Origin of the sequence: Pseudothioclava nitratireducens (assembly GCF_029210495.1) — a bacterium.
Lineage (GTDB): Bacteria > Pseudomonadota > Alphaproteobacteria > Rhodobacterales > Rhodobacteraceae > Pseudothioclava > Pseudothioclava nitratireducens.
The window spans coordinates 429705-450347 of sequence record NZ_JARGDK010000001.1; the positions used below are offsets into that span (position 1 = coordinate 429705).

Annotated in this window: 21 protein-coding genes; 8 read left to right on the plus strand and 13 right to left on the minus strand. The window is 64.7% G+C overall.

The genetic code is table 11. From position 1 onward, the window contains the following. Positions 1 to 30: 30 nt before the first annotated feature. On the plus strand, positions 31 to 2274 hold the full coding sequence (gene ptsP / locus P0X85_RS02065; RefSeq protein WP_275807646.1) for a phosphoenolpyruvate--protein phosphotransferase: 2244 nt from the start codon (positions 31 to 33) through the stop codon (positions 2272 to 2274). Between the two features lie 63 nt (positions 2275 to 2337). Here the strand turns inward: ptsP and P0X85_RS02070 are convergent, their stop codons facing one another. Beyond that, complete coding sequence (locus P0X85_RS02070; protein ID WP_275807649.1) at positions 2338 to 3096, minus strand: EcsC family protein; 759 nt, start codon at positions 3094 to 3096, stop codon at positions 2338 to 2340. 51 nt (positions 3097 to 3147) lie between these two features. Then, positions 3148 to 3633, minus strand: coding sequence for a GNAT family N-acetyltransferase (locus P0X85_RS02075; RefSeq protein WP_275807744.1), 486 nt, complete (start codon positions 3631 to 3633; stop codon positions 3148 to 3150). A 78-nt stretch (positions 3634 to 3711) separates the two neighbouring features. Here P0X85_RS02075 and P0X85_RS02080 point away from each other — a divergent pair, with 78 nt between their 5' ends. After that, a complete protein-coding gene (locus P0X85_RS02080; RefSeq protein WP_275807651.1) occupies positions 3712 to 4311 on the plus strand; it encodes a flavin reductase family protein in 600 nt (199 codons plus the stop codon). Positions 4312 to 4455: 144 nt separating this feature from the next. Here P0X85_RS02080 and P0X85_RS02085 read toward each other — a convergent pair whose 3' ends face one another. After that, entirely contained in the window at positions 4456 to 5322 is an 867-nt protein-coding gene (locus P0X85_RS02085; protein ID WP_275807654.1) for a DMT family transporter, read from the minus strand. A 151-nt stretch (positions 5323 to 5473) separates the two neighbouring features. Between P0X85_RS02085 and P0X85_RS02090 the strand changes: the two genes are divergently transcribed. From P0X85_RS02090 to P0X85_RS02105, 4 genes are read left to right on the plus strand one after another with little or no spacing between them, the layout of a single operon-like run. Beyond that, positions 5474 to 6340 (plus strand): S-methyl-5'-thioadenosine phosphorylase, encoded by an 867-nt coding sequence (locus P0X85_RS02090; RefSeq protein ID WP_275807658.1) that lies wholly within the window; start codon positions 5474 to 5476, stop codon positions 6338 to 6340. Continuing rightward, entirely contained in the window at positions 6337 to 7599 is a 1263-nt protein-coding gene (locus P0X85_RS02095) for an SDR family oxidoreductase (protein ID WP_275807661.1), read from the plus strand. The genes P0X85_RS02090 and P0X85_RS02095 overlap by 4 nt, the downstream gene beginning before the upstream one ends. Then, positions 7599 to 8075 (plus strand): DUF2269 family protein, encoded by a 477-nt coding sequence (locus tag P0X85_RS02100; protein ID WP_275807663.1) that lies wholly within the window; start codon positions 7599 to 7601, stop codon positions 8073 to 8075. The genes P0X85_RS02095 and P0X85_RS02100 overlap by 1 nt, the downstream gene beginning before the upstream one ends. A 3-nt stretch (positions 8076 to 8078) precedes the next feature. After that, positions 8079 to 8621 (plus strand): adenine phosphoribosyltransferase, encoded by a 543-nt coding sequence (locus P0X85_RS02105; RefSeq protein WP_275807665.1) that lies wholly within the window; start codon positions 8079 to 8081, stop codon positions 8619 to 8621. Positions 8622 to 8753: 132 nt separating this feature from the next. Here P0X85_RS02105 and P0X85_RS02110 read toward each other — a convergent pair whose 3' ends face one another. The 10 genes from P0X85_RS02110 to coxB all read right to left on the minus strand — a co-directional run bounded on the left by P0X85_RS02110 (position 8754) and on the right by coxB (position 17697). After that, on the minus strand, positions 8754 to 10166 hold the full coding sequence (locus tag P0X85_RS02110) for an FAD-binding oxidoreductase (RefSeq protein WP_275807667.1): 1413 nt from the start codon (positions 10164 to 10166) through the stop codon (positions 8754 to 8756). A 63-nt stretch (positions 10167 to 10229) separates the two neighbouring features. After that, positions 10230 to 10814 (minus strand): GNAT family N-acetyltransferase, encoded by a 585-nt coding sequence (locus P0X85_RS02115; RefSeq protein ID WP_275807669.1) that lies wholly within the window; start codon positions 10812 to 10814, stop codon positions 10230 to 10232. Further along, positions 10814 to 12073, minus strand: a complete 1260-nt coding sequence (locus P0X85_RS02120) for a M16 family metallopeptidase (protein ID WP_275807671.1) — start codon at positions 12071 to 12073, stop codon at positions 10814 to 10816. Before P0X85_RS02120 ends, P0X85_RS02115 begins: the two co-directional genes overlap by 1 nt. Then, entirely contained in the window at positions 12070 to 13461 is a 1392-nt protein-coding gene (gene thrC, locus P0X85_RS02125) for a threonine synthase (protein ID WP_275807673.1), read from the minus strand. The genes P0X85_RS02120 and thrC overlap by 4 nt, the downstream gene beginning before the upstream one ends. Before the next feature lie 11 nt (positions 13462 to 13472). Continuing rightward, positions 13473 to 14150, minus strand: a complete 678-nt coding sequence (locus P0X85_RS02130; protein WP_275807674.1) for an SURF1 family protein — start codon at positions 14148 to 14150, stop codon at positions 13473 to 13475. 82 nt (positions 14151 to 14232) lie between these two features. Then, entirely contained in the window at positions 14233 to 15033 is an 801-nt protein-coding gene (locus P0X85_RS02135) for a cytochrome c oxidase subunit 3 (RefSeq protein ID WP_275807676.1), read from the minus strand. Positions 15034 to 15053: 20 nt separating this feature from the next. Further along, entirely contained in the window at positions 15054 to 15632 is a 579-nt protein-coding gene (locus P0X85_RS02140) for a cytochrome c oxidase assembly protein (RefSeq protein WP_275807679.1), read from the minus strand. Beyond that, positions 15629 to 15871: a hypothetical protein gene (locus tag P0X85_RS02145; protein WP_275807682.1), complete on the minus strand. Its 243-nt coding sequence runs from the start codon at positions 15869 to 15871 to the stop codon at positions 15629 to 15631. The genes P0X85_RS02140 and P0X85_RS02145 overlap by 4 nt, the downstream gene beginning before the upstream one ends. A 1-nt stretch (position 15872) precedes the next feature. Continuing rightward, complete coding sequence (gene cyoE, locus P0X85_RS02150; protein ID WP_275807685.1) at positions 15873 to 16805, minus strand: heme o synthase; 933 nt, start codon at positions 16803 to 16805, stop codon at positions 15873 to 15875. A 25-nt stretch (positions 16806 to 16830) separates the two neighbouring features. Next, on the minus strand, positions 16831 to 17697 hold the full coding sequence (coxB, locus tag P0X85_RS02155; RefSeq protein WP_420851761.1) for a cytochrome c oxidase subunit II: 867 nt from the start codon (positions 17695 to 17697) through the stop codon (positions 16831 to 16833). 178 nt (positions 17698 to 17875) lie between these two features. Between coxB and tldD the strand changes: the two genes are divergently transcribed. Together tldD and dprA are read left to right on the plus strand one after the other, a co-directional pair. Beyond that, positions 17876 to 19297 carry a metalloprotease TldD gene (gene tldD / locus P0X85_RS02160; protein ID WP_275807692.1) on the plus strand — a complete coding sequence of 474 codons (1422 nt, stop codon included), beginning with the start codon at positions 17876 to 17878 and terminating at the stop codon, positions 19295 to 19297. A 154-nt stretch (positions 19298 to 19451) separates the two neighbouring features. Next, entirely contained in the window at positions 19452 to 20600 is a 1149-nt protein-coding gene (gene dprA, locus P0X85_RS02165) for a DNA-processing protein DprA (protein WP_275807695.1), read from the plus strand. Positions 20601 to 20643 lie beyond the last annotated feature (43 nt).

A 20643-nucleotide genomic window follows, 5' to 3' on the forward strand; every position in this document is an offset into this window, starting at 1 on the left:
CCTTTGAGAGACGGGGGCTGAACCGACATCATGCCGGATCGCAGCGAAAGCGATAGTCGCAACCTGTTGCGGCGCTTGCGCGACACGCTGGCCACCCAAGGGGGTGGCCAAGACCGGCTTGACCACATCACCCACCTGATCGCGGATTCGATGGGCACGCAGGTGTGCTCGATCTACCTGTTCCGCGACCCCGAAACGCTCGAACTCTGCGCGACCGAGGGCCTCAAGCCTGAATCCGTCCACCAGACGCGAATGCGGCTGGGCGAGGGTCTCGTCGGGCGCGTGGCGCGCACGGGCACCCCGATCAACACGGGCGATGCCCCGTCGGAGCCGGGCTTCCGCTACATGCCCGAGACCGGGGAAGAGATTTACTCGAGCTTCCTCGGCGTCCCGATCCAACGCGTGGGCGAAAAGCTGGGCGTTCTTGTCGTGCAGTCGAAACAGGCGCGCAGCTTCTCCGAGGACGAGGTCTACGGCCTTGAGGTCGTGGCGATGGTGCTGGCCGAGATGACCGAACTGGGCGCTTTCGTCGGCGACAACAATAACGGCATTGGCGCGGCGCACCGTTTCCCGGTGATGTTCCGTGGCTCGACCGGGCAGGAAGGTGCCGCCGAAGGCCGCGTCTGGCTCCACGAACCGCGCGTCGTTGTCACCAACCCGGTCGGCGACGATCCCGAGACCGAGATGGCCCGCCTGACCCGCGCCATCGAGGCGCTGCGCGACCAGATCAACGAAATGCTCGAAGGATCGGCGGCGATGGACAAGGACCATCGTCAGGTTCTCGAGACCTATCGGATGCTGGCCAATTCGCGTGGCTGGATGCGCCGCATGGGCGAGGATATCGAGCGCGGCCTCTCGGCTGAATCCGCCGTCGAGAAAGAGCAATCGACCGCGCGCGCACGTCTCGAACAATCGCCCGACCCCTATCTGCGCGAACGGCTGAACGACCTCGATGATTTGTCCAATCGGCTCCTGCGTATCCTCACCGGTCAGGGCTCGGATACGGGCGCCGAGCTGCCCGAAGACCCGGTGCTCGTCGCGCGCAATATCGGCCCTGCCGAACTGCTGGAATATGGCCGTGCGCTTAAGGGTGTCGTTCTGGAAGAGGGCTCTGTTGGCAGCCACGCCGCCATTGTCGCCCGCGCGCTGTCGATCCCGCTGGTGATCCATGCAAGCCGCATCACCACCGAAGCCCTGAATGGTGACCAGATCCTAGTGGATGGCGATCAGGGCATTGCCCATCTGCGCCCCGAAGAGAACGTGGCCAAAGCCTTCCGCGAGAAGATCGCGATGCAGGCCGAGGCGCAGAAGCGCTACTCCGATTTGCGCGACAAGCCGGCGCGGGATCGCTCGGGGATCGAAATCAGCCTGATGATGAATGCAGGCCTTATGGCGGACCTGCCGTCGCTTGATGGCTCAGGCGCGACGGGCGTCGGCCTGTTCCGCACCGAATTGCAATTCCTGACCCGAACGCGCGTGCCGCGCCGAGATGAGCTCGCTGCGCTCTATGCGCGGGTGATGGACGCGGCGGGCGACAAGCGGGTCTATTTCCGCACGCTCGATATCGGCTCCGACAAGGTGCTGCCCTACATGAAGCCGCAAGAAGAACCGAACCCCGCGATGGGCTGGCGCGCGCTGCGGGTGGGGCTCGACAAGCCGGGCGTGCTGTCGATGCAGCTTCAGGCGCTTCTGCGTGCCGCCAACGGGCGCCCGCTGAGCGTGATGTTCCCCTTCGTGGCGACGCCGGAAGAGTTCTATCGCGCGCGCGATGCACTCCTGCACCAGCGCGACCGCGAGGCCAAGTTGGGCCGCCCAGTGCCCAAGGAGTTGCGGATCGGCGCGATGCTGGAGACGCCCTCGCTCGGCTTTGCGCCGGACAGCTTCTACAAGGCGTGCGATTTCATCTCGATCGGCGGGAACGACCTCAAGCAGTTCTTCTTTGCCGCCGACCGCGAAAACGAACGGGTGCGCCGGCGCTACGACACGCTGCACAGCTCGTTCCTGACCTTCCTGGAGCGCATCATCGCGCGCTGCGGCGCCACTGGGACCGTGCTGAGTTTTTGCGGCGAGGATGCGGGCCGCCCCGTCGAAGCGCTGACCTTCGCCGCGCTCGGCATTCGCAAACTCTCGATGCGCCCAGCCTCGATCGGCCCGGTCAAGCACCTGATCCGCCGCTCCGATCTTGGCGAGCTGCGCGCGATCATTCAGAAGTCGCGCAATGCGGGCGATGAAAGCGTACGCCCTGCGGTGATGAGCTATCTCGCAAGCCTCTGACCCATGCGCACCTGTCTCGGGCGGGTCGCTCCGCGGGGGATATTTTCAGCAGACTGACAGGGCTCAGGTTTTGCGCGTAATCCGCGCGATCAGTTCCTCGCGCAGCAGCCCCTCGTCCTGCTCGAGGTCGCGGGCAAGCGCCTTGAGCCCGAAATGCACATGGGCGATTTCCTGGTAATAACTGGTGAAGGAATAGTTCACCGCCGCGCCTGCAACCGCCCCCAGAACGGGCGCAGCCTGCGCCGCAAGCTTTTGCCCGAGCACGGCCGATAGTTTGGGGGCCACCCGCGCGATCAGGCTGTTGAGGCTTGCGCCCGTGATCGTCATTCGGGCAGTCATGAACCCCATATCCGACCCGTCATCCCGTGCCAGCGGCCCGGCGGACGCAAAGACACGCAGACATTCCACCCGAACCTCTTCCGAGGCGGGATCGAAGCCATGCTCAGCGGCGATACCCTGAATGGCGCGCAGCAACATGGTCACGGTGAAGGGCAGTTCCGCCAAAGCGCCGGGCAAACCGCCGAAGCCGCCCGCTGCCCCCATCGCAGTGGTCAGCGTCGTATTCACCCAATCCGGCCGATCCTCGACCAGACCGCGCGACCGGCTGGCGGCATGAAAGGCGGTCTCGAGCGCCTGCGCGGTTGCGCCTTCCAACCCACCACGGATCGGGGCGGGCAGCTTGGCCAGCAACCCTTCGGCGGTGCCGCCAAGATAGGTCAACACCTGCATCCCCACACCCGAGGCCGCACGGTGTCTTTTGGCCAAGGCGTCGAGCGCGGCCTTGGTCTTTCCATCGGTGACGGGCGGCAAAATCTCGGCCATGCGGGCACCTCCATTTCGGTCAATATGGGGGTGGTGCGGCGGCTGCACCAGTCAGTCCTGCGCTTTTTCGACAGGGCCGGTGACGCCCTCCCAAGCGCCGGGAACAAGTTCAAGCCCCAACACCCGGTCCGGGTTGGTGGGCGGCGGCATCACCACATCGTCGAGCTTCTCAAAACCGAAACGCGCATAGTATGGGGCATCGCCGACGAGCAGGACGCGCTCCCACCCCAAGCGCCGCGCTTCCGCAAGGCTTTCCTGCATCAGGAGCCCGCCCAGCCCCTCGCCCTGCCGGGTAGGGTGCACCGCGACGGGGCCGAGCAGCAACACGCGCCGCCCGCCAACCGTTACCGGCCAATAGCGGATCACAGCGGCAAGGATGCCATCCTCGCGCAATGTAAGGCAAAGAGGCGCAACTTTAGCCACCCCCTCGCGCAGACGGTAGGAAGACAACGCCGTTCGGCCCGGCGCGAAGCAGAGGTCGTAGAGCGCCTCGACCTCCCACCAGTCCTCTTCGGTTTCTTCCTCAAGCTGATACATCCGCCCCGCGCGCCCCGATTCCCCTTCATCACGCGGGTAGCATGCGCTAGGCTCGGGTTCAAACCCGATGGAGCCGCGATGTTCTACCAACTTACCGAGGGACATCCTCTGCCGCATAACCCGTTCAGCGCCATCGTCGCGCCCAGACCCATCGCGTGGATTGGCACACGCGGCAAGCTGGGGGATAATCTCGCGCCCTATTCCTTCTTCAATGCGGTGGCTTATACGCCGCCTCAGATCATGTTCGCTTCGACCGCTGCGAAACCGGATCGGGACGGCACGAAGGATACTCTGGCCCAGATCCGCGAGAGCGGGGTTTTCTCGATCAACCTTGTAACGACAGATATGATCGATGCGATGAACGCCAGCTCCGCGCCGCTCCCGGCGGGCGGAGATGAGTTTGATCATGCCGGTGTCACCAAAGCCGAATGCCGCAGCATAGATGTGCCAAGGGTGTCTGACGCGCCGGCCACTCTCGAATGTCGGCTCGTGCAGGAAATCCCGCTTCTGGGTGCCGCGAATTTTCTTATCCATGGCGAGGTCGTCGGCATCCATATCCGCGACGACTGCCTGAATGACGGGCGCTATAGCCCGCCGCCGCGGCTCGCCCGGCTTGGCTATCGTGATTACGCGGCGATCACCGAGGTCTTTGAACTCGAGCGCCCCCTTGGCGGTTAGCCTGGCCCGGGGGCTCTGCCCCCGCGCTGGCGCGCTCCCCCGGGATATTTGCAGCGATTGGAATAGCAAGTTTCGTTCACATCCAATCGCCGGAAATATCCCGGGGGTGAATTTGCCGACAGGCAAAGAGGGGGCAGCGCCCCTTTACCCGCGCGGTCGATGCAAGAGCGTGTAGAGGCCCGAGGCGAGGATCAGCCCCGCGCCGATCATCATCGGCCAGTCCAGACGCTCCGCGAAGACCAGCACGCCCAGCGCGACCCCGAAGACGAGCCGCGTATATCTGAATGGCGTCACGACCGAGACCTCGCCGATCCGCATCGCCGCCGTCAGCCCCCAATAGGCGAGCACGCCGACCACGCAGGCCAGCATCACCGCACCTGTCGCAGCCGGGCCGGGGAGCGTCGCGCCGCCGCTTACCCCCAGCATCACCACGCCCGTCGGGATCAGCGCAGCGAAGCCATAGAGTCCGAGCTGGAAATTCGACAGGACCTTGGGGGCGGCCCGCGTTGCCAAATCGCGCCCGGCAAAGCCGAACATGCCGAGCACGGTCCAGAGCGCGGCGGGCACGAAGCCTTCGAGGCCCGGACGCAGCACGATCAAAACGCCGAGAAAGCCAATCCCAATCGCAAGCCAGCGGCGGACCCCGACCTTTTCGTGGAACAGCACCGCCGCCCCCGCCACAACCACCAGCGGCGTCGCCTGCAAGATCGCCGAGGCGTTTGAGAGCGGGGTGAGCGCGATGCCAAGCGTGTAGCCAAGCCGACCGATCACCTCCATCACCGCTTTGATGATCAGTGGGCGGCTCAGGATCGCCGGATGCCAGAGCCGTTGCCCCGCGCGTTTTGCGAGCATCACGAAACCCAGCATCCCGCCAAGCCCAAAAAGGATCAGCGCCTCGCCGACCGGGATCTCCTGCGTGGCACGTTTGAGCGCCATATCCTCGACGGCAAAGCCCGCCATCGCCGCCACCATCAGCGCCGCGCCGCGCAGGTTCTCGCGCCTGATATCCATTGCCGAAGCCCTCCCGGCGCGCGGGCGAACATTCCGGCGCGTCCGGCGATTTATACATATCCACTCCGCCGCGAACAGGGCGTTCCGTCCCCCTTTTCATGGCTGCCTCTCGGGTCTAGGCTTAGTCGAGGCACTGCGGATGGAGAGGCGAATGGACAAGATGATCGGCGTGATCGGCGGCTCGGGCGTTTATGAGATTGACGGCCTCGAACAGGCGGAATGGACCGAGGTCGAGACCCCCTTCGGCGCGCCTTCGGACCAGATCCTGACCGGGGTTCTGAACGGCACCCGAATGGCCTTCTTGCCCCGTCATGGACGCGGGCATGTGCATACGCCCTCAACCGTGCCGTATCGCGCGAATATCTTTGCGATGAAGGTCCTAGGCGTGACCGATCTTGTCGCGGTCTCGGCGGTAGGTTCGCTGAAAGAAGCCTATGCGCCGGGCGATTTCGTGATCATCGACCAGTATATCGACCGCACCTTCGCGCGAGAAAAGACCTTCTTTGGGCCGGGTCTGGTGGGCCACGTTCCTTTCGCGCATCCGATCTGCCCGGTTCTGGCCGAGGCCTGTGCCCAGGCGGCGCGGATGACGGGCGTGACCGTGCATCAGGGGGGCACCTATGTCGCGATGGAGGGACCGCAATTCTCGACCCTTGCCGAGAGTCGCCTCTATCGCAGCTGGGGCGCGGATGTGATCGGAATGACCGGGATGCCCGAAGCCAAGCTCGCCCGCGAGGCCGAGCTTTGTTATGCCTGCGTCGCAATGGTGACCGACTACGACTGTTGGCACCCGGGCCATGATGCGGTCGATGTCGCGCAGGTCGTTGCGGTTGCCGTCAAGAATGCCGGCAAGGCGCGGAGCTTGGTCGCGTCGCTGCCAGAGTTGCTGGCGGGGCCCAAGACCGACTGCACGGCGGGCTGCGGGCATGCGCTGGACAGCGCGATCATGACCGCACCTGCGAAATACGATGCTGAGATGGTGGCGAAACTGAAACCAATCATGGGGCGGGTCTTGTGAAGGTTCTGATCCTCGGCGCGGACGGCTTCATTGGCCGTCATCTCGCCTTCGGCCTGCGCGCCGAAGGGGCCGAGATCATTGCATCGGCGCGGCGGGTCAAAGCGCTGGCAGAGATGGGGTTCGACACGATCAAGGCGGACCTGACCAACCCTGCCACGCACCGGGCGGCGTTCTGGCGCCCTCACCTGCAAGGCACGGTTCATGTGATCAATGCCGCCGGCCTGCTGTCAGGGTCGGAGAGCGAGTTCGAAGCCGTGCATGTTGCGGCCCCAAGCGCCGTATTGGCTGCGCTCGACAAAGGACGGATGGTGCATATTTCCGCTGTCGGCATCGACAGCACCGAGACCCCGTTCGCGCGTTGGCGGCGCGCTGCCGAAGCCGCTCTCGGGTCTTCGGAGCAGGTCACGATCCTGCGTCCGGGCCTCGTGCTGGGCGACAGTTCCTATGGCGGCTCCTCGCTCCTGCGCGCCTTTGCGGCGCTGCCCTGGTTGCGTCCGGTCGTGGGGTCGGGTGAGCAGCCCTTCAACCCGATCCATGCCGATGACCTCGCCCGCATCTGCGCCGAATGTCTGCGCATCCCCCCGGGGCCCGGCATCTGGGAGATCGGCGGGCCGGAGACACTGAGCCAATCCGACCTCGGCGCGCTCTATCGCCGTTGGTTGGGGCGCCCGCCCGCGCGGGTGCTGCGCTTGCCGACCGGCCTTGCCCGCAGCTTGGGCCGCATCGGCGAGGCGCTCCGTTTCGGCCCGATTTCCGCGACGGCGGTGGCGCAACTCGAGGCAGGTGTCACCGCCAATTCGACGGCGCTGCTGGAGCGTGTCAAAACCCGGCCTCGCAGCGTGACCGCATTCGTCATGGCCCGTCCGGCGGGGACACAAGACCTCTGGCACGCGCGTCTCTACCTTCTCAAGCCGCTGATCCGGCTGCTGCTTGCAATCCTTTGGCTCGGCTCGGCGCTGGCGGGCATTCTGACGCCGGACAGCGTGGTCTACGCGCTCTTGCCCGACGTTCCGCAGGGATTTGCGCTGTTGATGGCGCGGGCGGGTGGTGTAATCGACCTCCTGATCGGGATCGCGCTTTTGGGGCATTGGCGGCCCCGGTTCATCGCCTGGGCGCAGCTTGTGATCGTGCTCGGCTATACGATCGGCCTTAGTGCACTCGCGCCGCATCTGTGGCTCGAACCCCTCGGCGGGCTTCTCAAGAACCTGCCGATCCTCGCGCTCCTGACCGTGCATCTGGCGCTTCTGGACGAGCGGTAATGGACTGGTATGCCACGGCCCGCTGGGTCCATATCCTAAGCTCCACCGTGCTCTTCGGCACAGGTATCGGCACCGCCTTTCAGATGGTCTGGGCGATGCGGACAGCCCGCGTAGAGACAATCCACTCCGTCGCCTCTGGCGTGGTTGTCGCGGATTGGCTCTTCACAACGCCCGCCGGGATCATTCAGCCGTTCAGCGGGATTTGGCTCGCCCATCTCGCGGGGCATTCCCTGCTGTCGCCTTGGCTTCTGGCCAGCTTTGCGCTCTATCTGGTCGCGCTGGCCTGCTGGCTTCCGGTCGTATCGCTACAAATCCGCATCCGCGATCTGGCCGGAGAGGCCCTTGCCCAGAACCGCCCGCTTCCACCGCAGGCCCTGCGTCACTACCGCCTCTGGTTCGCGCTTGGCTGGCCTGCTTTCATCGGCCTCATGGCCGTCTTCTGGCTGATGATCGCCAAACCCAGTTTCGGAGTCTGACCCATGAACAACTCGCGCAAGACCGTGAAGGATTACATCCGCACAATCGCCGACTTCCCGCATGAGGGCATCATGTTCCGCGATGTGACCACGCTCTTCGCGGATGCGCGGGGCTTTCGCATGGCCATCGACCAGATGCTGCATCCGTGGGCCGGGCAACAGATCGACAAGATCGTGGGGCTGGAGGCGCGGGGCTTCATCTTGGGCGGGGCCATCGCGCACCAGCTCTCGAAGGGGTTTGTGCCGGTGCGCAAGAAGGGCAAGTTGCCCGGTCAGACGATTTCGCAGGCCTACAAGCTCGAATATGGCGAGGCGGTGATGGAGATGCACGAAGACGCCATCGCGCCGGGCGAGAAGGTCCTGATTGTCGACGATCTCTTGGCCACGGGCGGCACCTGCGAGGCGGGGATCAAGCTGATCGAGCGGCTGGGCGGCGAGATCGTCGGCTGTTCGTTCATCGTTGACCTGCCGGAACTCGGCGGGCGCAAGCTGCTGGAAGGGCTAGGCATGGATGTCAGCGTGCTGTGCGAATTCGAGGGAGCATGAGCCGGGTTTCCGAGTGCCGCTAACGGTTTCTTCACGCGAATCGGGCCATTCTGCACGGGCCTGATGGTTCGGCTGCTTGCAAACACGTGAACCAAAAGTGCCGCGCCCCACCGCCCCCCGGTGGGGCGCTTTTCATTTTCCCTCCGCGCGCAGCACGACGCCCGGATTAAGTATCCCCTTCGGATCGAGCGCCGCCTTGATCGCCCGCATCATCGCCAGCTTCGCGGGATCGGAATAGGTCTCAAGATCACCGACCTTCAACCGCCCGACCCCGTGCTCGGCGGAAACCGATCCTTCAAAACGCTGGACCAGCAAATCATGCACCGCGCGTTTAACCGCATCGCGCTGGTTTTCATAGGCATCGCGCGTCCGGCCTTTCGCGGGAAAGACGTTGAAGTGCAGGTTTCCGTCACCGACATGCCCGAAGCAGTTGATCCGGTAGTCGCCCATCCCCTCCAGCATCGCGCGCGCCGAGGCAATAAACGTGGCGATCGAGGACACTGGCACAGAAATATCATGGCTCGAGATCGCGCCGATCCGGCGGTTGGCAAGCGGGAGGCTCTCACGGAGCGTCCAGAAAGCCGCCCTCTGAGCCTCGGATTGCGCAATCACGGCATCAGACACACGCTCGCCCGCAGCTTCATAGAGATCGGCAAAGGCCTCTTGCGCCGACACTCCCGCAGGCAGCCCCAACTCGATCAACACCATCCAGTCAGGGTCCTCCGCAAAGGGGAACTGAACCTCGGGGCCAACCTCGCGCAGGAAGGAAAGCCCCTGTTTCGCGATCAGTTCAAACGCCGAGATACAGCCCGCCAAGCGCCCCTGCGCCAGCCCCAAAAGCTCCACCGCAGCGTCGGGTGAAGGCACGGCGAAAATCGCGGCGCCCTCTTCGACCGGCGGCACCACGAGCTTCAGGCTCGCCGCCGTGATGATGCCAAGGCTCCCCTCGGAGCCGATCATCAGGTCGCGCAGATCGTAACCGGTATTGTCCTTGTGCAGCCGCGACAGGCCATTCCAAATCGTGCCATCGGCCAGTACCACCTCCAGCCCCAGACAAAGCGCCCGCGCATTTCCATAGCGCAGCACGTTCACCCCGCCCGCATTGGTCGCCAGACAGCCTCCGATCTGCGCGCTGCCCTGACTGGCCAGCGTCAGGGGAAAACGCCGCCCGACACTATCAGCCGCCTCATGCACCGCTTGCAGCGTCATACCCGCTTCGACCACGATTGCATCGGCATCAAGCGCCCGCACCGCCGTCATCCGCTCAAGCGACAAGATCAGTGGCGCGAGGTCTTCGGCAACCTGCCCGCTGACGAGCCCGGTCCCGCCCCCGTAAGGCAGCACCGCGACACCCTCCGCGTGGCAGACCCGCAACAGCGCAGAGACCTCCGCCGTCGAGCGCGGCTTGGCAAGGTAGCCGCCCTGCCCCGTGAACCGGCCGCGCGGCTCTTCGAGATAGCGGGGCTCCGGCGCGCCAAGCCACAGGTCGGGCAAAGCCGCCCGCAACCGTTCCGCAAAAGCCTGATCCGCTGCGCGCAAAGCCATCCCCTTCATCAAACTCCAACTACTCCGGGGGTGAGGCCCATCGGGCCGAGGAGGCAGCGCCCCCTATCCGACATCCGTCCGGCCCCGCCGATCATTGCGCAGATTGGCATAGAGAACATGGTTCCGCCACCGCCCGTTGATCTGCAGATAGCTCTGCGCGACGCCCTCATATTTGAAGCCGCATTTCTCCAGCACCCCGCGCGAGGCAAGGTTCTCGGGCAGGCATGCGGCCTCCAGTCGGCTCAGATCCAGCGTGGTGAAAGCGAAGTGCACGACCGCCTCCAGCGCCTCGCGCATGAAGCCTTGCCGGGCATAGCGCGCCCCGATCCAGTAGCCAAGCGTCCCCGCCTGCGCTGGCCCGCGCCGGATATTGTCGAGCGTGATCGCGCCCAGCACCCGCGCATCCTGCCGCCGGATCAGGAAAAACGGCACCGCCGTCCCCGCCCCTTCGGCGCGCGTCGCCCAGTAGACCCGGTTGGTGAACGCCTTACGGCCCAGATGATCGTAAGACCAGCTCGGCTCCCATTGTGTCAGGAAATCGCGGCTTTCCTCGCGCAGATGCGCCCAGTCGGTATAGTCGGAATGCATCGGCAGCCGGAGCGTCATCCGTTCCGTCTCGATCTTGGGCTTCCGACGACGGCTGAGCATCAGGCGGCCAGCCTCCGGCGCAACTCCCCGAGTTCGGGCGCGGCGGACACCGGCCCGTAAAGTGCCAGCGCCGAACGACCCTCACCCGCCAGACGCCCGGCAAAATCGCGGACCTTGTCGCGGGTGACGGCGTCGATCTTCTCGGCGCTTTCCTCGATGCCGGGTACGCGGCCCCAGATCGCCAGATTGCGCGCCATGCGCTCGGCCCGGCCCGAGGCGGATTCCAGCCCCATCAGCATCCCCGCCTTCATCTGCGCACGAGCACGGGCGACTTCGGCCTCGCTCATGTCGTCGGCGGCGCGCTTCAGCTCGTCGATGGTCAGGCCCGCAAGCGCGCCGATCTCCTCGGCGGAGGTGCCGGCATAAACCGTGATCATGCCGGTGTCCTCATAGGCCCCCGCCTGCGCGAAGATCGTGTAGCACAGGCCCCGCTCTTCGCGGATCTTCTGGAACAGCCGCGAGGACATGCCGCCGCCCAGCGCGGTCGTGTAGACCTGCGCGGTATAGAGGTCCTGATTGGCATAGGCCGGCCCCTCGAGACCAAGCGCAAAATGCGCCTGTTCGAGTTGCTTGATCTCCCGCCGCTCGCGGCCCTGCCACGTCGCGGATTGCGAGCCGGGCACGATGACGCGGGACAGGTGGCCGAAGATCTGCTCGGCCGCGCGCACGATCTGATCGTGATCGACCGCCCCCGCCGCCGACAGGATCATCTCGTTCGGGCCATAATGCTCGGACACGAAGCCCGAGAGATCGGGGCGGCCAAAGCTTGCGACCTTCTCCGCCGGGCCGAGGATCGTGCGGCCCATCGCCTGATCGGGATAGGCGGCCTCTTGCAGCCAGTCGAAGATGATATCGTCGGGCGTGTCCATCGACTGCCCGATCTCTTGCAGGATCACATGGCGCTCGACCTCGATCTCGCGTGGATCGAAGACCGGATTGAGCACGATATCCGAAATCACGTCGAGCGCGAGCGGCACGTCCTCGGCCAGCACCCGCGCGTAATAGGCGGTCATTTCGCGCGAGGTATAGGCGTTGATATAGCCGCCGACATCCTCGATCGACTCGGCGATTTGCAGCGCCGAGCGCGTCTTGGTGCCCTTGAACGCCATATGCTCAAGAAAATGCGCGATGCCGTTCTGTTCGAGCCGCTCATGGCGCCCGCCCGCGGTCACCCAGATTCCGATGGTCGCCGAGGCCAGCCCCGGCATGTTTTCCGTCACGACCCGGAGGCCGTTCGGCAGCGTCGTCAGTTCGATCACGCGCGGCGCCTCTCGGTGATGAGCGCTTCAAGCGCGGCGAGGTCATTGGGAACGCGGGTCACGCGCTCGGAGCGCTCGAACAGGTCCGCCATGCGCGGGGGCAGCGGCGGACGGATGCCCGTTGCGGCCTCGACGGCGTCGGGGAACTTGGCCGGATGCGCCGTGGCAAGCGTCACCATCGGGGTGGCGCCCGAGACATGGGCATGGCCCACGCGCACGCCCACCGCCGAGTGCGGGCAGAGAAGCTCGCCCGAGCGTGCCAGTTCCTCGGTGATGGTCAGGCTGGTCTCTTGCTCGGAGACGCGGCCCGAAGCGTAGATCTCGCGCAGGGCTTCGAGCGCGCCTTGGCTTACCGCGAAGCCGCCCTTGGCCTTCATCTCGTCCATGAGTTGCGCAACGGCCTTGCCATCCTTGCCATAGGCCCAGAACAGCGCGCGCTCAAAATTGGAGCTGATCTGGATATCCATCGACGGGCTGATCGAGGGCTTTACGCCGTCCATCTCATAGCGGCCCGTCGTCAGGCAGCGATGCAGGATGTCGTTCTGGTTGGTCGCGATCACCAGTTGTTCGATCGGCAGGCCCATTTCACGCGCGATGAAGCCCGCGAAGATGTCGCCGAAATTGCCGGTCGGCACAGTGAAGCTGATCTTGCGATGCGGAGCGCCAAGCGCCACGGCGGCGGTGAAGTAATAGACCACCTGCGCCAGAACCCGCGCCCAGTTGATCGAGTTCACCCCGGCAAGCCCCACCTCATCGCGGAACTCGAAATGGTTGAACATGTCTTTGAGGCGGCCCTGACAATCGTCGAAATCACCGTCGAGCGCGAGCGCGTGGACATTCGCCTCGGAGGGCGTGGTCATCTGGCGGCGCTGCACTTCGGACACACGGCCATGCGGGAAGAGGATGAACACGTCCACATTGTCGAGCCCGCGGAAGGCCTCGATCGCCGCCGAGCCGGTATCGCCCGAGGTGGCCCCGACGATGGTGATCTTACGGCCCTGCTTTTCCAGTTCGATCTGGAAGAGTTGGCCGATGACCTGCATCGCGAAATCCTTGAAGGCGAGCGTCGGCCCGTGGAACAGTTCCAGCAGGAAATGCCCCGGCGCAAGCTGCACCAGGGGCGCCCGCGCGACATGGCCAAAGCCCGCATAGGCGCGGGCAATGGCGCCCTTGAGTTCGTCGTCGCTGAAGCTCTCGCCGCAGAACGGTTTCATCACGCGGAACGCGACCTCTTCGTAGGACAGACCCGCCAGCGCCGCGATCTCATCCGCGCTCATCTGCGGCACGCTCTCGGGGACGTAAAGCCCCCCGTCGCGGGCCAGCCCGGTCAGCATTGCCTCGGAGAAGGTCAGGACGGGGGCCGCCCCCCGCGTCGAGATATAGCGCATCGCAATCGTCCTCAGATCTGTTGCCGCCTGATACGCCACAACAGGAACGCTGTCATCCCCGCCCAGACAATTGCCAGCGAAAACCACGTGATTGCATAGTTCATGTGGTCATTCGGGATGCCGGAGATGGTGACGGGCTGCGGACCGATGCCCTGCGCGTCGCCCTCGACGCGGGACGCCACGACGAGGATCGGCTCTGTCCCCAGATGCGCGGCCATGCGCGGCACGTCGCGGGCGAACCAGATCCCGGCGTTCAGGTCCGGCTCCGGCGTGAAGCTCTCGACTTCTTCGGGCCAGTGCAAGTTTCCGGTCACGATCAGCGCCGTCGCAGGCCGGGCGTCGCGCCGGGCCGCTTCGGGCAGGAAGCCGCGATCGACGAGAATGCGCCGTCCCTCGCCGGTCTCGAAGGCCGCGATGACCTGATAGCCTGCGCCCACGCCCTTTTGCCCCGAGAGCACGAGGATCTCTTCGCCGGTCGTCGCGCCCGCCACCTGCACCGGCACGTATTTCGACGACTCTGAGCTTGCGCCCTCGGACGGCAGTTCCTGAACCGCACCCGCAATCTGCGCCTCGATCTGCGCGAGCATCTGCTCTTTCCAGTCAAGTCGGCGCAATTGCCAGAAGCCGAGGCTCATCAGGATGGCGATACCGCCAACGCCGAGGATCAAAGGAAATATGTAACGGGTCATGTAACCTCTCAAAAGGATCGGCGCGAGGGTTGCCCCCCGCGCCGCATCGCACGTTATCCGTCAGATCGGCCTGGGGTGCGGCTTACGCGCCCCAGATATAGATCGAAGCGAAGAGGAACAGCCAGACCACATCGACGAAGTGCCAGTACCAGGCCGCGGCCTCGAAGCCGACATGCTGCTCAGGCGTGAAGTGGCCCTTCATGACGCGGATCAGACAGACCAGCAGGAAGATCGTCCCGATAATCACGTGCATACCGTGGAAGCCCGTCGCCATGAAGAAGTTTGCGCCGTAGATGTTGCCTGCGAGGCCGAAGGCCGCGTGGCTGTATTCGTAGGCCTGGAAGAAGGTAAAGAGCGCACCCAGAAGCACCGTGAGGATCAGACCGTTGCGCACATCCTGACGGTTGTTTTCATGGACCAGCGCGTGGTGCGCCCAGGTCAGCGTGACGCCCGACAGGAGCAGGATCACGGTGTTGATCAGCGGCAGGTGCCACGGGTCGAAGGTCACGATGCCTTCGGGGGGCCAGACGCCATCAATCGCAGGGCTTTGCGGACCCATCGGATACATGGCGTGCTTGAAGAAGCTCCAGAACCAGGCTGCGAAGAACATCACCTCGGACATGATGAAGAGCATGAAGCCATAGCGCAGGCCGATCCGCACCACCGGGGTGTGATCGCCGATCTCGCCTTCATTCACGACATCCGCCCACCAGCCATACATGCAGTAGAGCACGAGCAGCAGACCCGCGAAGAAGATGAACGGCGTGATATCCGCCATCCACATGACCGCGCCGAAGAGCATGACGAACGCGCCAACCGCGCTGAGCATCGGCCAGATCGAGGGGGGAAGGATGTGGTAGTCGTGGTTCTTAGCGTGCGCCATTTTTATGGTTCCTGTTGGCCTCAGTTGACGGGGGCCGTCTCAGCTGGGCCAAGCGCGGCCTGCTGTTCGGGCAAATCGGTTTCGAAGAAGGTGTAGGACAGCGTGATCTCGCGGATATGACCCGCGTCACGATCTTCTACGAGTTCGGGATCGACATAGAACGAGACCGGCATCTCCACCCGCTCGCCGGGCTGGAGCACCTGCTCGGTGAAGCAGAAGCATTCGATCTTGTCGAAGAAGCCGCCCGCGAGGTCGGGGGCGACGTTGTAGCTTGCAGTGCCTGCGACAACGCGGTCGGTCGGGTTGTAGGCCTCGTAATAGGCCAGCCCGGTTTCGCCGATCCGCATCTTCATCTCATGCTGCATCGGCTTGAACTTCCACGGCATGTCGCGCGCGACATTGGCGACGAAGCGCACGGTCACCTCTTCGTCGAGGATCACGTCGGAGCCCGCGTCCGAGACCTGAGTCGTCCCGCCGAAACCGGTCGTGCGGCAGAACCAGTCATAAAACGGCACGGCGGCCCAAGCCCCTGCGCCCATAAAGAGGATCAGGGCGACGAGCCTGACGACAACCTTGGTATTTGCGTTCTGCGCGCTCATTGGGTGCCTCCGACGGGGGCGCCGGGCGCGACTTTTTGCGGGCGGGCCTCGACCGGCTCGCTGGCCGGCAGCGCCGAGACGCGCGGCTGGTGATCGAAGGCTTCCATCTTGGAGCCGCCTTGCACCTTGACCACGGTCAGGCCGAAGACGAGGGCCACGAAGCCGATCAGCACGACGCCCAGCCCCATATTCCGGGAGAAACGGCGCTTATGCATGTCGCTGTCACGGGTGATTGCCATCTTACCAGCCCCCGAGTCCGAAGTGACGCAGAGCCGCCTCGACCAGAAGCGCGAGGAAATGGCCGAAGAGATAGAGCAGCGAGAAGTAGAAGTAGCGCTTCTCGAAACGGTAGGTCTCCTCCTGCGCGGTCTCTTCGGTGCGGCGCAGGATCGTCCAGCCGCCCTTGATGAAGAGCGCGTTGAGCACCAGTGCCGTCGCCAGGTAGACCGGCCCGCCGATCGAGGTGAAGGCCGTGCCGATCGCCACCGGAGCAAGGATCAGCGTGTAGGCGAAGATTTGTTTGCGCGTCGCGCGGCGACCATGGGTCACGGTCAGCATCGGCACGCCCGCGTTCGAGTAGTCGTCCTTCATGAACAGCGCCAGCGACCAGAAGTGCGGAGGCGTCCAAAGAAAGATGATCGCGAACATGGCCACCGACTCGAGGCTGATGCCTCCGGTCGCGACCGCCCAGCCGATCATCGGAGGGAAGGCGCCCGCGGCACCGCCGATCACGATGTTCTGCGGCGTCGAGCGCTTGAGCCACATCGTGTAGACCACGGCGTAGAAGAAGATGGTGAAGGCGAGGAACAGCCCCGAGAAGAGGTTCGAGGCGAGCGCCAGCATCACGCAGGAAATCCCCGCCAACGCGAGACCGAAGCCCAGCGCCTCGCCCTCGGTGACGCGGCCCGCCGGGATCGGGCGGCCCTTGGTGCGGCGCATCACGCGGTCGATATCGGCATCATACCACATATTCAGCGCACCCGACGCCCCGCCCCCCAGCGCGATAAAGAGAATCGCCACAAAGCCGACGAAGGGGTGCACCGGGTTCGGCGCAACCAGAAGGCCGACCATCGCGGTGAAGACGACAAGCGACATGACACGCGGCTTCAGAAGCGCGACGAAATCGCCGAACTGCGCTTCCTTGCTGTGATCGAGATAGCCGATATCGCTCATGTCGGTCCTCCGCGTGTGGGCCGCCTCAGTTCGAGGCGACCTTCACGGTTTCTTCGGTTTCGACAGCGGCAAAGCCGTTCTGCGCGCGGGCAACCCAGTCGGCATAGACTTCGTCCGAGACGACTTTGACAACGATCGGCATGTAGGCGTGCGCCTGACCGCAAAGCTCCGAGCACTGGCCGAAGTAGACGCCTTCCTTGTCGGCATTGAACCACAGTTGTGCGGTGCGGCCCGGAACGGCGTCCTGCTTCACGGCAAAGGCCGGGATGGTCCAGCTATGGATCACGTCCGCGGCGGTCACGTTCATCACGACGGTCTTGTTGACCGGCACGACGACCGCGTTATCGGCTGCCAGCAGGTATTCGTCCTCGGCATAGCCGTGATCGGCCAGCTCTTCCTTGGCGAGCATCAGCGCGTCGAAGGCGATGCCTTCTTCCGGATACTCATAGCCCCAGTACCACTGGTAACCGGTCACCTTGATCGTGAGATCCGCCGCAGGCATCTCCTGCTGCTTCCACAGCGCCGGCAGCGAGAACGAGCCGACGACAACGAGAATCACGATCGGGATGAAGGTCCACGCGATCTCGAGCGGCGAATTGTGCGTAAAGCGCGACGGCACTTTGTTCGTGCGCGAGTTGTAGCGCAGCATCACGTAAAACAGCAGCCCGAAGACAAAGAGCGTGATGATGGTGATGATCCAGAGGAGCATCCCGTCGAGCCATTGCTGCTCATGGGCGAGTTCCGACGATGCCGGCTGGAAGCCAAGCCCTTCGGGTACCGGCTTGCCGATCACCGGAAGCCCTTTGATCATGTCCTGAGCCTGAACTTGCCCCGCAATGACAAGCGACGTGAAAGCGGCCGCGGTGCCGCGGCAGAGTTTCGCAAAGCGCATTCGTAATTTCCCGTTCCCTGAAGCGGCTCTCCCTGCCGCCCAACGCAAATCCGACGCGTCCCTTCGTCGAACCCCGTTGAATGTATGTATTTTAAAATCATATTAGGTTGGGTCCGACAAGCAAAAGCTGCGACAACCTGTCGCTTTTTGTGCCGGCAAGCCCCGCAAAGGAGAGACGATGAGCCAAGACCGCTTCGAGCCGTTCGACACCCAACTGGACCGTGACGGAGCACTTCGGCTTCTGCGCGACGCGACGGCGGGGGCCGAGGATGGCGAGCTTTTCCTGGAGCGGCGCCGCTCGGAAGCGCTGGTCTTTGACGACGGGCGCGTGAAAACCGCCAGCTATGATGCCTCCGAGGGCTTCGGGCTTCGGGCCGTGCGGGGCGAGGTGGCGGGCTATGCGCATTCCACCGAAATCTCCGAAGCCGCGCTCCGCCGTGCCTGCGAGACCGCGCGTCGGGCGGTCGGGGATGGCGGCGGCGTGATGGCCCCGCCCCCCAAGGCGACGAATCGCAAGCTCTATGGCGACACCGACCCGATGTCCGAAGCCCCCTTTGCTGCCAAGATCGACATCCTGCGCGAGATCGACGCTTTTACCCGTGGCCTCGACCGCCGCGTGGTGCAGGTGACCGCCTCGATGGCGGCGAGCCTGCAAGAGGTCTTTATCCTGCGCCCCGAGGGCGGGCTGGTCAGCGATATTCGTCCGATGGCCCGTCTGAACGTCTCGGTGATCGTCGAGGAGAACGGCCGTCGTGAGAGCGGCAGCCATGGCGGTGGTGGCCGATTCGGTCTTGCGGGGCTGATCGATCCCGCGCATTGGCAGCCCGCCGCACGGGAAGCCCTGCGGGTGGCGCTGGTCAACCTCGCGGCAGAGCCTGCGCCAGCAGGCCAGTTCGATGTGGTCCTAGGGCCGGGCTGGCCGGGGGTGCTTCTTCATGAAGCCGTTGGGCACGGTCTTGAGGGCGACTTCAACCGCAAGAAATCCTCGGCGTTCGCGGGTCTCATGGGTCAGCAGGTCGCGGCGAAGGGCGTCACGGTTCTCGATGACGGCACGATCCCCGACCGTCGCGGCTCGATCACGGTGGATGACGAGGGCACGCCCTCCGGCAAGAACGTGCTGATCGAGGACGGGATTCTCGTGGGCTACATGCAAGACCGCCAGAACGCGCGTCTGATGGGGGTGGAGACGACCGGCAACGGACGCCGTGAGAGCTATGCCCATATCCCGATGCCGCGCATGACCAACACCTATATGCTGGGCGGCGAGGCCGATCCGGCGGCGATTCTGGCCGATCTGAAGGACGGGATCTACGCCGTGGGCTTTGGGGGCGGTCAGGTCGACATCACCAACGGCAAGTTCGTGTTCTCCTGCACCGAAGCCTATCGGGTGAAGAACGGTGTCGTCGGCGCGCCGGTAAAGGGCGCCACGCTGATCGGCGACGGCCCCACCGCGATGCGGCAGATCCGCGCCATCGGCAACGATATGGCGCTCGACCCCGGTATCGGCAATTGCGGCAAGGCGGGTCAATGGGTGCCGGTGGGCGTGGGTCAACCGACGCTGATGATCGGCGGGCTGACGGTCGGCGGTTCCGCTGCGTGAAATCGCAGTTCAGTTGGCAGCGCGCGCAGTCCATCAGCGCGCGTTTTGCTGTCTAGGGGAAAATTTTCGCAAAATTCCCGCTTTTGGCGAGTTGGTAACGACTTGTTAACGTTAAGCGAGTTAAGACGGTCTTGCGATTGAGGCGGAGGACTGGATGAAAACCGATTTGTTTTCTTACCCCACCCCCTTCACCCCACCCACCACGGAAGAAGACGAACTCGCGCTTCTCCGCCTCATTCGCTCTCGTCGTGTGGGGCCGACGACATTTCACCGAATGATGGCCGAACATGGCACGGCGCAAGCAGCGCTGGAGGCGTTGCCAGAGGTGGCCCGCGCCGCCGGTGTCTCCGACTACGAAACCTGCCCAGCGGGCGTCGCCGAAGCGGAGCTGCGTGCGGGGCGCCGGGCGGGCGCGCGGCTGATCGTACATGGATCGGCGGACTATCCGGCGGAACTGATGGATCTGAGCGACGCGCCTGCCGTGCTCTGGGCGATGGGCGATCCGGCACTGTTGCAGCGCCCGAAGATCGCCGTGGTCGGGGCACGCAATGCCTCGTCGCTGGGAACGCGAATGGCGCGGCGGCTGGCGCAGGACTTGGGTGTTGCGGGCTATGTGATTGTCTCGGGCCTTGCGCGCGGGATCGACGCCGCCGCTCATCAGGCGGCCCTCGAGACCGGCACGATCGGCGTGCAGGCGGGCGGCATCGACGTGATCTATCCTTCGGAGAACGAGAAACTTGCCAAGGATATGGCCCGCAGCGGCCTGCGCCTGTCCGAACTGCCGCCCGGCTTGCAACCGCAAGCCCGCCACTTCCCGCAACGCAACCGGATCATCTCGGGGCTGGCGCAGGCGGTCGTCGTAGTCGAGGCAGCCGCGCGTTCCGGCAGCCTTTTGACCGCGCGCAACGCGCTTGATCAAGGGCGCGAGGTGATGGCGGTGCCGGGGCATCCAATGGATGGGCGCGCGGGCGGCTGCAACATGCTGATCCGCGACGGCGCGCTTTTGGTTAGGGGCGCCGAAGACGTGCTCGCCGCGCTGGCCCCGCTTTCAAGCCCGATACAAACTGCGACAGGCACCTCCGACCGCGCTACGCTACGCCCAGTGCAGGCATCCCCAGAAACCGCCACGCTCGAAGACCGCATCCTTGGCCTGATCGGCCCCAGCCCCACCGCCGAGGATCAGGTCATCCGCGACCTGAGCGCCGATGCGATGCGGTTCGCCGAGGCTGTTCTGCAACTGGAACTCGATGGCCGCATCCAGCGTCACCCCGGCGGTCTTCTGAGCCGGGCTGAGGCCGCCTGACCGCTTCACCCCCTCCTTTTACGGCCTCCCTCCGAACCCTGCG

Bases quoted from the DNA above. Each gene is read 5' to 3' on its own strand.
- ptsP (WP_275807646.1), top strand. From the start codon at position 31: ATGCCGGATCGCAGCGAAAGCGATAGTCGCAACCTGTTGCGGCGCTTG.
- P0X85_RS02070 (WP_275807649.1), bottom strand. From the start codon at position 3,096: ATGGCCGAGATTTTGCCGCCCGTCACCGATGGAAAGACCAAGGCCGCG.
- P0X85_RS02075 (WP_275807744.1), bottom strand. From the start codon at position 3,633: ATGTATCAGCTTGAGGAAGAAACCGAAGAGGACTGGTGGGAGGTCGAG.
- P0X85_RS02080 (WP_275807651.1), top strand. From the start codon at position 3,712: ATGTTCTACCAACTTACCGAGGGACATCCTCTGCCGCATAACCCGTTC.
- P0X85_RS02085 (WP_275807654.1), bottom strand. From the start codon at position 5,322: ATGGATATCAGGCGCGAGAACCTGCGCGGCGCGGCGCTGATGGTGGCG.
- P0X85_RS02090 (WP_275807658.1), top strand. From the start codon at position 5,474: ATGGACAAGATGATCGGCGTGATCGGCGGCTCGGGCGTTTATGAGATT.
- P0X85_RS02100 (WP_275807663.1), top strand. From the start codon at position 7,599: ATGGACTGGTATGCCACGGCCCGCTGGGTCCATATCCTAAGCTCCACC.
- P0X85_RS02105 (WP_275807665.1), top strand. From the start codon at position 8,079: ATGAACAACTCGCGCAAGACCGTGAAGGATTACATCCGCACAATCGCC.
- P0X85_RS02110 (WP_275807667.1), bottom strand. From the start codon at position 10,166: ATGGCTTTGCGCGCAGCGGATCAGGCTTTTGCGGAACGGTTGCGGGCG.
- P0X85_RS02115 (WP_275807669.1), bottom strand. From the start codon at position 10,814: ATGCTCAGCCGTCGTCGGAAGCCCAAGATCGAGACGGAACGGATGACG.
- thrC (WP_275807673.1), bottom strand. From the start codon at position 13,461: ATGCGCTATATCTCGACGCGGGGGGCGGCCCCCGTCCTGACCTTCTCC.
- P0X85_RS02130 (WP_275807674.1), bottom strand. From the start codon at position 14,150: ATGACCCGTTACATATTTCCTTTGATCCTCGGCGTTGGCGGTATCGCC.
- P0X85_RS02135 (WP_275807676.1), bottom strand. From the start codon at position 15,033: ATGGCGCACGCTAAGAACCACGACTACCACATCCTTCCCCCCTCGATC.
- P0X85_RS02140 (WP_275807679.1), bottom strand. From the start codon at position 15,632: ATGAGCGCGCAGAACGCAAATACCAAGGTTGTCGTCAGGCTCGTCGCC.
- P0X85_RS02145 (WP_275807682.1), bottom strand. From the start codon at position 15,871: ATGGCAATCACCCGTGACAGCGACATGCATAAGCGCCGTTTCTCCCGG.
- cyoE (WP_275807685.1), bottom strand. From the start codon at position 16,805: ATGAGCGATATCGGCTATCTCGATCACAGCAAGGAAGCGCAGTTCGGC.
- coxB (WP_420851761.1), bottom strand. From the start codon at position 17,697: ATGCGCTTTGCGAAACTCTGCCGCGGCACCGCGGCCGCTTTCACGTCG.
- tldD (WP_275807692.1), top strand. From the start codon at position 17,876: ATGAGCCAAGACCGCTTCGAGCCGTTCGACACCCAACTGGACCGTGAC.
- dprA (WP_275807695.1), top strand. From the start codon at position 19,452: ATGAAAACCGATTTGTTTTCTTACCCCACCCCCTTCACCCCACCCACC.